The sequence below is a fragment of the Enterobacter cloacae complex sp. P15RS genome (assembly GCF_014895905.1).
GTDB lineage: Bacteria > Pseudomonadota > Gammaproteobacteria > Enterobacterales > Enterobacteriaceae > Enterobacter > Enterobacter quasihormaechei.
In genome coordinates, this window is sequence record NZ_JADBQL010000039.1 from 1 (window position 1) to 12,358 (window position 12,358).

The 12,358-nt window shown below is 52.4% G+C and carries 9 protein-coding genes; all 9 read left to right on the forward strand.

Features of this window, described 5'->3' with window-relative positions:
- The first annotated feature begins 61 nt into the window (after positions 1–61).
- Positions 62–1,165 (forward strand): ADP-ribosylarginine hydrolase Tri1, encoded by a 1,104-nt coding sequence (tri1, locus tag IM267_RS19895; RefSeq protein ID WP_193034136.1) that lies wholly within the window; start codon positions 62–64, stop codon positions 1,163–1,165.
- A gap of 601 nt (positions 1,166–1,766) precedes the next feature.
- The gene (locus IM267_RS19900) at positions 1,767–2,216 is read left to right on the forward strand and encodes a hypothetical protein (protein ID WP_193034137.1); all 450 of its coding nucleotides are present in this window, start codon (positions 1,767–1,769) and stop codon (positions 2,214–2,216) included.
- Positions 2,217–2,343: 127 nt separating this feature from the next.
- On the forward strand, positions 2,344–4,275 hold the full coding sequence (locus tag IM267_RS19905) for a type VI secretion system Vgr family protein (protein ID WP_193034138.1): 1,932 nt from the start codon (positions 2,344–2,346) through the stop codon (positions 4,273–4,275).
- Positions 4,276–5,218: 943 nt separating this feature from the next.
- Entirely contained in the window at positions 5,219–5,659 is a 441-nt protein-coding gene (locus IM267_RS19910) for a hypothetical protein (RefSeq protein WP_226848221.1), read from the forward strand.
- 3 nt (positions 5,660–5,662) lie between these two features.
- Positions 5,663–6,016: a hypothetical protein gene (locus IM267_RS21390; RefSeq protein WP_226848223.1), complete on the forward strand. Its 354-nt coding sequence runs from the start codon at positions 5,663–5,665 to the stop codon at positions 6,014–6,016.
- Positions 6,017–6,079: 63 nt separating this feature from the next.
- On the forward strand, positions 6,080–6,739 hold the full coding sequence (locus tag IM267_RS21395; RefSeq protein WP_226848224.1) for a hypothetical protein: 660 nt from the start codon (positions 6,080–6,082) through the stop codon (positions 6,737–6,739).
- A gap of 76 nt (positions 6,740–6,815) precedes the next feature.
- On the forward strand, positions 6,816–7,256 hold the full coding sequence (locus IM267_RS19920) for a DcrB-related protein (RefSeq protein WP_193034139.1): 441 nt from the start codon (positions 6,816–6,818) through the stop codon (positions 7,254–7,256).
- Between the two features lie 3 nt (positions 7,257–7,259).
- Positions 7,260–11,645 carry an HNH/ENDO VII family nuclease gene (locus IM267_RS19925; RefSeq protein ID WP_193034140.1) on the forward strand — a complete coding sequence of 1,462 codons (4,386 nt, stop codon included), beginning with the start codon at positions 7,260–7,262 and terminating at the stop codon, positions 11,643–11,645.
- Between the two features lie 12 nt (positions 11,646–11,657).
- Positions 11,658–12,107 carry an SMI1/KNR4 family protein gene (locus tag IM267_RS19930; protein WP_193034141.1) on the forward strand — a complete coding sequence of 150 codons (450 nt, stop codon included), beginning with the start codon at positions 11,658–11,660 and terminating at the stop codon, positions 12,105–12,107.
- Positions 12,108–12,358: the final 251 nt, after the last annotated feature.

A 12,358-nucleotide genomic window follows, 5' to 3' on the forward strand; every position in this document is an offset into this window, starting at 1 on the left:
TAAAATGAAATATCCTGATGAATTTTAGGGTGTGATATTAAAAATATTTTATTATGGGTGAATGGTGATAGACTTACATGCTAATTTGAATGTGTTGTTAAAATATGTAGATATATATAGTAAGTACTTACCTGTTAGCAGTCTTTCAGTCCAGCAGAAGATGCAGTATAAATATAATGATAAACTATTAGAATCATCTTCTGATTGCGATGCACAAAAACAATGGGACTTAACACCACAATGTAACATCTCACTCGCGGAATCACGGGATCGTGCTGTCGGTGCGCTTATAGGTCTTGCAGTTGGAGATGCTGTAGGTACGACGCTCGAATTTTTACCTCGTGACAAAGCACATGTCAAAGATATGATAGGTGGTGGGCCATTTCGACTCCGCGCAGGTGAATGGACGGATGATACATCCATGGCATTATGTCTTGCGGAAACGCTTCTTGAGAAAGGTGATGCTGATACTATATGCTTCAGGAATAAACTTCTGGAATGGTATCAGCATGGTTATAATAGTTCAAATGGCGTCTGTTTTGATATAGGCAATACAACTCGGTTTGCTTTGGCGCAATATTTAGCTGTTGGTCCTGGGTGGAGCGGCAATACAGCGCCAGAAACAGCAGGAAATACTTCCATTATCAGGCAAGCACCTGTCTCTATTTTTTTTAGAAAGTCATTAAGTAAAGCGTTTTATGAGGCTAAAAAACAAAGTATAGCAACGCATGGAGCCGCGGAAGCAATAAATAGTACACAGTATTTAAGTTATTTACTTGTGCATATGATTAACGGTAGTAATAAAGATTTTGTTTTTTCTCCGCACGTCATGCCGCTACAGCCACGTGTAATGATTATCAACGTGGGTGAATATAAGCAAAAAACTCGCGATCAGATTCGTTCAAGTGGTTATGTTATCGATACTCTTGAGGCCGCGATGTGGTCCGTATGGAATACTGATAACTTCCGGGATGCGATTCTGCTGGCTGCCAATCTTGCCGATGACGCTGACAGCGTTGCGGCGACGGCGGGACAAATAGCTGGAGCCTTATATGGTTATTCCGGTATTCCGCAGGAGTGGAAAGACAAACTCGTACAGCATGAACGTATCGCCAAATTGGCCGGTGAATTGTTCGATAGGGCTCCTGAAGACATCTTCTTGTAATTGTTTATCTTATATGGCACGGAAGGATCTCCGTGTCATAAATCTGGAGAAAAAGTAGCGGGCTAATGTTTTAACTCTAGTATACAAGCATGGATAAAAAATGAAATAATGAAATGGACTGACTTTATAATTTTTATATTTATCGCTTAAGCCTATATATGGAACGGGAAAGATCTTTACGTACTAAAAGAGTGGCGAGACTTTGAATGAAGTTTATTTCAGTGTTGGCTGGTGCGTTTGCATAGATGCTCATTTTAGTTGGTGTAATTTCACCGCATTGCTGGACAGATAAAACGCGCGCGCGATAGCAGTAATATTACCTGCATCTCTTATGACAGTGTTGTTGTCGAAATTTGTTGTTGTGATGTGGAATGCTATTTTTGAGAGTATTATGCGATTTCATAAACAGTGAAATACCCCAGAAATGTATTTAAAGCTATCGTCTCTGTCTGCCCGGTACGGGGCTAAATTACATCTGGTAGCATAATGTCTCGCCTCGTTAAGTTGTATCCTGATGCTCTATGGTAACTGGTTTGGCAGTATAGGCTGATATGAAGAGGTTAGATGGATGCCGGCAATGCCAGGATATGTAAATAAGTAAATGCAGGATATTATGATGCATTTGTTTTTCTTTATTATATTTATGATTTGGACACTGGCGCTTATCTGGAATGGAAAAGATTTGTTCAATATAAAGCAATGGTTTCTGTCCGGATTAATGTTTATGATGGTATTAGTAGCTACGGTCGTTGTCGGTTTTGCATTGAAATGGCTCGCTCAGTCAATGTCATTATTTTCTGTTGCTACGGCAAAACACTATTCGACCATATTTTCTATGTCTTTCCTGTGCGTTTGGGGATTGAAGGTTACCGTTGTCCTGCTCTGCACCATTTTTTCCGGGGTTATGCGTGGGCATGAAAAGCACAACGAGGATAATTATGGAAAATTATTGTCAGTAACACGCATCATTGCGCCTGGCTTACTTATCGTCGCTAAAAGTGCAGTTTCCCTGGGAAGCGTTCTTATGTTCTCAGGTTTATGGCTTAAATAAACATGATATTAATTTTAATTTGGTAGCAAAGGAAAGAAATCTTTCAACTACTCATCATCACATCAACAGCGTTTAGAGATGAGTTAACTTCTGGCACCGAGATTAGTCCATAGTGGAATAAAAGATTATGCTCAACCGAATTACCGTCCAGCTCCCGGTTGAGGGGCTGCTTTTCTGGAAACTCTCCGGCCGCGAGGCGATGTCCGAGTCGTTCGCGCTGACGCTGACTCTGCTCGGCACGGACGCGCGCATTGACCGCAGCAGGCTGCTCGGTCAGCCGGTCACGGTGACCATCCCCACGCAGAGCCTGCTCACTCCCCGCTACATCAACGGTAAGGTGACGCGCGTGGCGGTGAGCGCCGTTGAGCTGACGGGCACCCGCTACGCGGTGTACCAGCTGACGGTGGAGCCGGACCTGTGGCCGATGAAGCGCGACCGTAACCTGCGGATCTTCCAGGGCCAGACGGTGCCGCAGATTGTGAAGACCCTGCTGGGTGAGCATCAGGTTAACCTCGAAGACAAGCTCACCGGCAGCTACCGGGTGTGGGACTACTGCGTGCAGTATCAGGAGTCGAGCCTGGACTTTATCAGCCGCCTGATGGAGCTGGAGGGAATTGCGTACTACTTCAGCCACGAGGCGGACAAGCACACCCTGGTGCTGACCGACGCCGCGACGCAGCATCAGCCGTTCAGCGGCTACGAGGTCATCCCGTACCACCAGACGCCGTCCGGCGGCAGTACGGACGAAGAGGGCATCAGCCAGTGGGCGCTGGAGGACAGCGTGACGCCGGGGATTTACAGCCTCGACGACTACGACTTCCGCAAGCCAAACGCGTGGCTGTTCCAGGCCCAGCAGAACCCGGCGTCACCGAAGCCGGGCAGCATCGACGTGTACGACTGGCCGGGGCGCTTTGTGGAGACGGGTCATGCGGAGTTCTACGCCCGTATCCGTCAGGAGCGCTGGCAGGTGGAGCATCAGCAGATTCAGGCGACGGCTACCGCAGCGGGCATTGCGCCGGGCCACATCTTTACCCTGACCAACGCGCCGTTCTTCAGCGACAACGGGGAATATCTGGTCACGGCGGCGGGCTATCACTTCGAGGAGAACCGCTACGCGAGCGGCGAGGGGGAAACCATTCACCGCACCGATTTCAGCGTCATTCCGGCGGCGGTGTCGTATCGTCCGGCGCAGTCCACGGCGTGGCCGCGTACCTACGGCCCGCAGACCGCGAAAGTGGTGGGGCCGCAGGGGGAGAGTATCTGGACGGACAAATATGGTCGCGTGAAGGTGAAGTTCCACTGGGACCGTCTGGCGAAGGGCGATGACACCAGCTCCTGCTGGGTGCGTGTGTCGAGCGCGTGGGCGGGCCAGGGCTACGGCGGGGTGCAAATTCCGCGCGTCGGCGATGAGGTGGTGGTGGACTTTATCAACGGCGACCCGGACCGTCCGATTATCACCGGGCGCGTGTACAACGACGCGAGCATGCCGCCGTGGGCGCTGCCCGCAGCGGCGACGCAGATGGGTTTTATGAGCCGGACAAAGGACGGCTCCGTAGATAACGCCAACGCCCTGCGCTTTGAGGACAAGGCGGGCGCGGAGCAGGTGTGGATCCAGGCCGAGCGCAATCTGGATACCAGCGTTAAAAATGATGAAACGCACAGCGTCGGCGGGGCGCGCAGCCATTATGTGAAGAAAAATGAGCTGCATCGCGTGGAGGCTAATCAGATCCAGGCCGTGAAAGGCGGAACCGAGATCCTGACGGGGAAAGGCAAGCTGGATGCGGCGGTGGAGCAGTATGTGATCGCGTCCGGGACGAAGCTGCGGCTGGTTTCGGGTGAAAGTGCGATTGAACTTAACGCTAACGGCAAAATTAACCTGATCGGTAAAGAGTTTAACTTCTTCGTTGAGGGGGATGGCCACATTACCACTGGCGGCAAGCTGCACCTGAACACGTCGGGTACCAAGCCGGGCACGTCGGCGCCGGGATCGGGACATAAAGGGGATATTGATGCGGCGGTGCAGGAGAAATTTACGCCGGGAAAGGAGAGTAAGGCATGAGCAGCGGCCAGCGCGCCTGCCTAAACCTCCAAACTGCTCGCCCAACGTCAAGTGTGCCTTCGGTATAGATAGTCTTGTAGACAACTCACCTGCCATAAAGAATGACATGGTAACCTGACAGAAACGAGGCTGGACTTTCGAAGAGTGTGAAGCAGGCAAAGGGACGTTTGCCGATCGTCAATAGCACGTTATTGCCGTTGATAAAGATGCGCTCGCTAATCCGAATGCCGTCGTTCAGCCTCTGTCACTTGAAATTAGTCATACAGTATATGAACTCAACACTGAGCTGTCATCGCGAGACGCCTACCTCAACAGTACATATGATTCCCTAGAACAAGGAATAAATAAGGAAAGTGAAGCGTGAATGCAGATAGGCTGTATCTTTGGTAAAGACGAACAAACGTCGAACACAGGGCAATATTACGAAGATTAGTATGACGGTTGGTATGATAAAAATTATCCATAGTCTAAAACAGGGGCGGTGCTTGCGGCTTTTTTAACGACGGGAATGTCAGGAGGTAACATGCAGAAACAGGAGCTTTGGCAGTTCATTACAGAAATGAGCGCATCACTCTTGATACCGTTAAAAAACATTATTTGAAACTAACGTTAACTGATTATCCGCGAGGCAGTTCGGAGAACGAAGTGACCTGTTATACAGCGCCAAAGGATATGAATAGGCAAAAAATAAGCTTTAGTTTCACGCTAAAAAAACCTGACTGCCTGGATGGGGTCGCTATTAGCGCCGACTAAGAATGCTGATTTCATTACTCACCGCTTTTTTAAAGTGGTGAGTAGCATAATATTTATCCAGCAAATGACGATTAACGTGAATAAACGCCTTTTTGTCTCTCTGAGTTTTACCCTAATATTTATCTTTCTGAGTAGTTATCAAGTATTGGCTCAGACTATGCCTCGCTTTCTTGCTAAACAGGATTTTTCCGTGAAAATCAAAGACCAGTCTGTCGCCTTGGGCGACAGTTGGACTCCTGATATTGCCCATAAAATTGACGTTCCGGTGGAAGGTCGTTTTACCGGTGAAGTTCCTTTTGACGGAGTGAACTATAAATTCTACCAACATAAGAAGGCAGGGTTAGAAATATTCAGCTCCAATCTCTGGTGGGATAAAGACGAGCGAAGCGTTGATGATTATATCGTGTCGCAGATTACGCTTACCGCCGCAGATATCGTTACGCCGCGTGGTGTCCATGTTGGTTCAACGAGAAACGAACTGAACAGCATATACGGTACCGGTCAGGTTGACAATGATTCGGGGGAGCAGTGGATTACCTATGAATTGGGTAAAAAATTACTCTCTTTTAAGATAAAAGACGGCAAAATTGTAAAAATATCGATGAATTTCAACAATGATTTTTCTGAATAATTTATGAACAAAAAATATGTTGCAACCGCATTGTTCACAGCTTTATTGACAGGCCCCGTTGAAACCTCAACGGCGCTTGAATTATCGCAATACAATAAGCTCGATACGGTTAGTCGCATCGTTAACGACAGCGAAGTAACAGACCATCTTAGGAAAACGCTGGGAAATCATTACCCGACCTTTTTTGATAACTTTGACGTTTTCGGTGAACCGCATACTACCGCAGGTGGCGGATTGTTTGTTGAAGGCTGGCTAAAAGATCTCTATCAGGTGAACGCGTCAGCGTTGGTTATCAATCCCGACGGAAAAATCTTTGCGGCTTGGGTGGTTCCGGAGTCGGACATTATTCATTACTAGTCTTCAGATAATAGCCCAGTTATTCATGCCGATATTCAGCAATGGGCCGCCAGATTCAATACGATGCATTTAGCAACGTTCGGTCAATCAAAACTCGCGTTTGACGGGGACTGGGGTGGCGAAGTCGAGAACGACTCGTCATTAACCCTGCGGTTAGCGGAATCAGGCAACCGTATCACCGGCTCTTATTGCTATATATCCCAGAAAGGGAACCGCATAGATTGCCCGGAAGATGATGAGCAAAATCTTAGCGGCACGATCGCTGGCAATCGTGCCAGCGTTGAGTTCAACTCATCGTTTGGCGGCGTAGGTGGACGGGCTGTTCTGGAAATAAAGGGGCGTGAAATGGAATGGCGTTTAGTAACTCCTCCTCAAAATGGAAATTACTATGCCCCGCTGCGGTATACGTTACGTAAAGCCGCTTCGGTTCAAAACGCTGAAACCAGAAAACTGGACACCGATAAATTCGCTATTTCGCTGATAAACAAGTGCGGCCATTTTGAGAGCGAATGTGACGATATGGCTTATCTCGGCATGCGCAAAAGCGATAATAGTATGATCTCCTTAAAGGGAAAAACGTTACACGACTCCGCAGGAAAAATAATCGGCTCAACTTTCAAGAATGGCGAGACCGTTTACACCGTGACGTATGCGCCTGCGAAATTGGTTGTCAGCAAAGGCAACCATGTTTTAGTCGAACAGTCAGGTCAGTGGCTTAAATAACAGAATCATCGGTAAAAAGGCCAATGTGGATTGGCCTCTGTTATTTCTCTCAATACTAATCATCCCGAGTTCACTTATGAAATACACCCTCCAGGAAGGTTCCTTCACCCTATTTCCTGCCGCCTGGCAGGACAACAGCATGAACATCATTCGCGATGACGAGAGCGGGTTATCTGTAGTGGTCAGCCGCGGCGTCATCCCGGATGGTAGCGACTACGAAAAAGAGTTTCACCGCCAGTGGGACGTGCTGCGCCCTCAGATGGGTGAGATCGCCCAGAGCGAATTCCAGCGCGTCAACGCGGGACCTGACGGAAAAATCAACGGCCTGGAGGTTGAAACCACCTTTGACCGTAACGGCCAGCGCCTGTGGCAAAAACAGCTGGCCGTGCAGACGCCAGGCAAACCGGTACTGATGATTTTTACCCTCTCGGCCTTAAAAGCCTTTACGGAAGAGGACGAGGCGCGCTGGAGCGCGCTTAAGCAGAGTCTGACGCTAAACGACAACCGGAATGTGTAAGGCATGAGCGATAACAACGCGGCCCGTAAGGGCGACGAGATTATTCACTCCAGCATTTTTGCTGATATAACCAGCATTGTGGCGGAAGGTGCCGCCTATGCGGTGATCGGCGCGGCGGTGGGCGCGGCAGCGACCGTCGCGGCTCCGCTGCTGGGTGCCGGGGCCGCAGCGGCAGGCGTGGCGGCAATTGGATCCAGCTGTCTGTTGAGCGGCATTATCGGCGGGGTTCTGGCGAACGTCGCCGGGATCACCGACGATATCAGCAACGCCGCTGAAGGGCTGGGTAACGCGCTTTTCCCGCCGTCGCCTGCGGGTAAGATCACTACCGGTTCCAGCAACGTTCTGACCAATGCGATCCCGGCTGCACGCGCAGCCGGGACCTTGACCCCTGCCGATACGCCTTCCCCTGAGCCGCAGTCGCCGGGCAGCTTTGCCGACTACGCGGGCATGCTGCTTTCCGCCGCCGGACAGTTCGGCAGCGAAATGTGGCAGCCGAGCGTGGCTTCTGCCGCTGCCGGCACCTCGCCGCTGGAAGAAGACAAGGTGGCGTGCGATAAACACTCCGGGCCGCAGTATCTGGCTGAAGGCTCCAAAAGCGTCTTTATCAACGGGCAGCCCGCGGTGCGCGCGAAAGATCGCACCACCTGCGAGGGCACCGTGTCCGACGACGTCTCCCCGAACGTGATCATCGGCGGCGACACGCTGACGGTCCGCGACATCAAAAGCGGCAAAACGCCGGGTCTGGCGTTGGGGATGATTGCGCTCTCCCTGCTGCGCGGGCGTCCTGGCAAGATTTTGAAAAACATGCCCTGCGCGCTGGCGTCTGCCGGCGGCGGGATCCTGGCGGATATGGCGGTCAACGCCGTGTTCGGCTCCTCGCACCCGGTTCACGCCGCCACCGGCGTGAAGGTGCTGAATGACGACGATGAGCTCGATTTCTCGCTGCCGGGGCGCTTTCCTTTGCGCTGGCAGCGCAGCTACAACAGCCTGACTACCCGCGAAGGGCTGTTTGGCCTTGGCTGGGCAACCACCTTTGACAGCTATCTGACGCTGGAAGAAAACAACGCCACCTGGTTCGACGAAACCGGGCGCGAGCTGAGCTTTGCGCTGCCACCGGTCGACCGCGCGTTTTACAGCATTAGCGAAGGCATTATTATCCGTCGCAATGACAGCGGCGACGTGGCGATTGCCGACGATGACGGCGCGGTGTGGCGTCTGTATAAACCGACCCGCGCTAACCCATCCATCCTGCATCTGGCGTCCCTGAGCGATGAATACGGCAACGCGCTGCTGACGGAGTGGGACGAGCACGGCAGGCTGGTCGGTCTTCACGACGAACCGCGGGCGATTGACGTCACCCTGCGCTATGAGGACGAGCGTTTCCCGCAGCGCGTTACCTCGGCGAGCCATTTTGACGGCAGCCGCACCTGGCCGCTGATGCAGTGGGGCTACGACGGACGCGGCCAGCTGGCCAGCGCGACGGATGCGTCCGGTGTAGTGACCCGTGAATACCGCTATAACGATAACGGCCTGATGGTCTGGCACCGCCTGCCGGGCGGGCTGGAGAGCGAATACCGCTGGCAAAAATTCGACCACTGGCGCGTGGTGGAAAATCGCACCAGCACCGGCGACGGTTGCCGCTTTACCTACGATTTAACCGCCGGGCTGACCACCGTCGAGCACTACGATGGACAGACGCGAAAGCACTACTGGAATGCGCAGAGCCTGATTATTCGCTACGTTGACGAGCGCGGCGAGAACTGGCGCTACGAGTGGGATGACAACGAGCTCCTTACGCGCCGCATCGATCCGCTCGGCAATGCCGTCACCTTCGTCTATGACGAGATGGGCAATCGGGTGCAGGAGATCGACGCAGACGGTAACGCCCGCACCACTACCTGGCTGGAGCACCGTGCGCTTCCGGCGTCAATCATTGAAGCAGACGGTAGCGCGACCCGCTTCTGGTACGACGAACACCACGGGCTGAAGCGCGTGGTCGATCCAATCGGGCACGTTACGCAACTGCGTCGGGACGAGTATGGGCAGGTGGTTGAAGAGGTGGATGCCGCCGGCAACATCCGCTTCCAGGAGTACAACGAGGCCGGGCAGGTGGTTCGCGCCACGGACTGCTCTGGTCGGGTTACTCAGTATCGTTATCATCCGCTGGGCTGGCTGGTGGCTGAGATCAGCGCTGACGGCGAAGAGACGCGCTACCGCTACGACGCCGCGGGGCGTCCGGTACAGCTCGATCGCCCGGAAGGGTGGACAGAGTCGCTCAAATGGAACGAGCGTGGCCTGCCGGTGAAGCATGCGGGTGCCGACGGGAAAGAGAGCGAGTTTAAATACGATGACGCGGGGCGTTTAACCGCCACGCGTAATACGCAGGGTGAAGAGGTTCGTCGCCGCTGGGACAGCCGCGGGCGTCTGATTGCTCTGGAAAACGAAAACGGCGAAGCGTACCAGTTCCTCTGGGGCGCAGACTCGCTGCTGCTGGAAGAGGTGGGGCTCGATGGGGTGGCCTCGCAGTATCGCTATGACGCCTGCGGACGCACGATAGCGCGCACGTTTGCCGCCGGCCACCCGGAGGCCATCACGCATGCCTTCGCCTGGAGCGCGAGCGGTCAGCTGGTGGCCCGCACCACGCCGGAAGGGCAGACCCGCTACCACTACACGCCGTCCGGGCTGTTAAGCCGGATTGGGCTGCATCCCGCGCTTTCAGCCGATGCCTGGAGCACCGAGGCAGAGCAGGAGCTTGCCTTTGAGTATGACGCGCTCGGCCGCGTGACGCGCGAAGCGGGCGAGCACGGTGAGCTGGCGTGGGAGTATGATGCGCTGGGCAACCGCACCTCCGTCACGCTGCCCGATGGCCGCGAGCTGAAACAGTTCTACTACGGCAGCGGGCATCTGCTCAGTATTGCCCTCGATAAGCTGTCGGTCTCCGACTTTACCCGCGACGAGCTTCACCGCGAGACCAGTCGCACGCAGGGGCTGCTGACCACCCGCAGCGAATACGACCGCCTTGGTCGCTTGCATCGGCGGGACGTCTTTACCGGCAACGCCCAGCGCCCGTCGCCGCGCCGCTGGTCCCGCCGCTGGGATTACGACTACCGTAATAACCTGGTTCGCGAAGAGCGGGACGATAATCCGTTCAGCTGGTACCGCTGGCAGTACGACAGCGCCGGACGTCTGCTGGTTCAGGACGGTACGCTGCCCGGCCAGGAGCAGTGGCGCTGGGATGCAGCCGGTAACCCGCTGGAAGGCTCTGCTGAGAAGGTCACGCACAACCGCCTGACGCAACTGAACGGCATTCGCTGGCGCTATGACGTCCACGGACGCACCGTGGAGAAAGATAACGGCCAGACCCGCTGGCACTATCGCTACGACGGTGAGCACCGCCTGACGGAGGTCATCAGCCAGCCGCGGGACCGCAACAGGCCGCAGACGCAGGTCAGCTTCCGCTACGATCCGCTCGGGCGACGCATCAGCAAAACGCGCCGCCAGATGCTGGGCGGCCAGCCAACCGGTAAGCCTGTCACCACGCGGTTTGTCTGGGAAGGGTTCCGGCTGTTGCAGGAAGTGCACGGGGATGTGCCGCTGACCTACGTCTACAGCGATCAGGACAGCTACGATCCGCTGGCGCGTATCGATGGCGATGATGCCCCGGAAATCTTCTGGTTCCACTGCCAGCCGAACGGCACGCCGGAGCGGATGACGGATAGCGAAGGGCAAGTACGCTGGGAGGGGGTGAACAGCGCCTGGGGCAAGCTGTTGCGGGAAAGCGAGACGCAGATATCAGGATATTCCCAGAACCTGCGCATGCAGGGGCAATACCTGGATCGTGAGACAGGGCTGCACTACAATCTGTTTCGGTATTATGACCCGGATTGTGGACGGTTTACGCAGCAGGACCCGATAGGGCTGGCGGGGGGGATAAACCTTTACCAGTATGCGCCGAATGCGCTGGGGTGGGCAGATCCGTGGGGGTTGAGTAGGTGTTCATCCTCAGGTAAATATAAGCCTGAAACAATTCTGGGACGTACAGTTTATAAAAACACTGTTGATATACATCCGGGAGTTCCTAAGTCAGTTCACCCGTCAGTTCATCCTTCCATCAAAGCAAAAGTTAAGGATGGTTGGACAAATGTTGATTTGATGAAAAATGGCTATGCCCCGATTGGTACGGATGGAAAACAAGTCAATCTTCATCATGTTCTTGGGCAAGAGCCTGGGCCAATGGTGGAAATTCTTTCATCTACGCATAAGCTGTATCATAAGCAATTGCATGGGTTAATCGAGAATGGTGGTAGTTTTAGAAATACTCCTGAACTTGATAGACAGTACAACAGATTCAGAAGCGCGTATTGGAAGTTGAGAGCATTAGATTTTTAATAGGGTGTAAAAATGATGACTATCAAAACTGCAATTGAGTATTTGGATAATAATGCGACAGACGAAGTTTTTTGGTTAGGCCAAGTTGATATAGAACAGATTAACTCACTTGAAAATAATCTAGGCGTTAAACTCCCTTCTGATTTTCGAGAGTTCTTACTTCTGGTTGGGGGGGGGGGCGTAATTGGAGAGGAGATTTCAGGAATAGTGGATAACAATGCCCTCGAAGAATCCGGAGGTGCTGTTTTTTACGATACAATATATTGCCGCAATGAGTTTTCACTTCCTGAAAATTATGCGGTCATCTATTTCAAAGATGATGAGGTTTGCTGGTGTATAGATTCTGGAAGTGAAGGTTTTGGTAGGGTTGTTAATTATGATCTGTTTTCCAAGAGGGCGACAAACACTATAAGTTCGTCGTTTACAGAGTTTTTTGATAATTATGTCAAATTGCGGACGTGATTATTAGCATGAATTCCAATCGAATTCATGATGATTTTACAAACTGATAAGGTCCAGGATGAATTTGGGCCTTATAGTTGCGAACTTTATTTTGACTATGTAGTTAAGGTAGTTTCGATATGTTAGACATGAACCTTAATGTTCATAATGGCTTTGTGACCATTAACAACTACCTCCTCGAATTAAGAGATATTGAGACTTTTAAAAAATCCGAATTTTACAATTTATTCTCGACGTTGACTACAATAGGT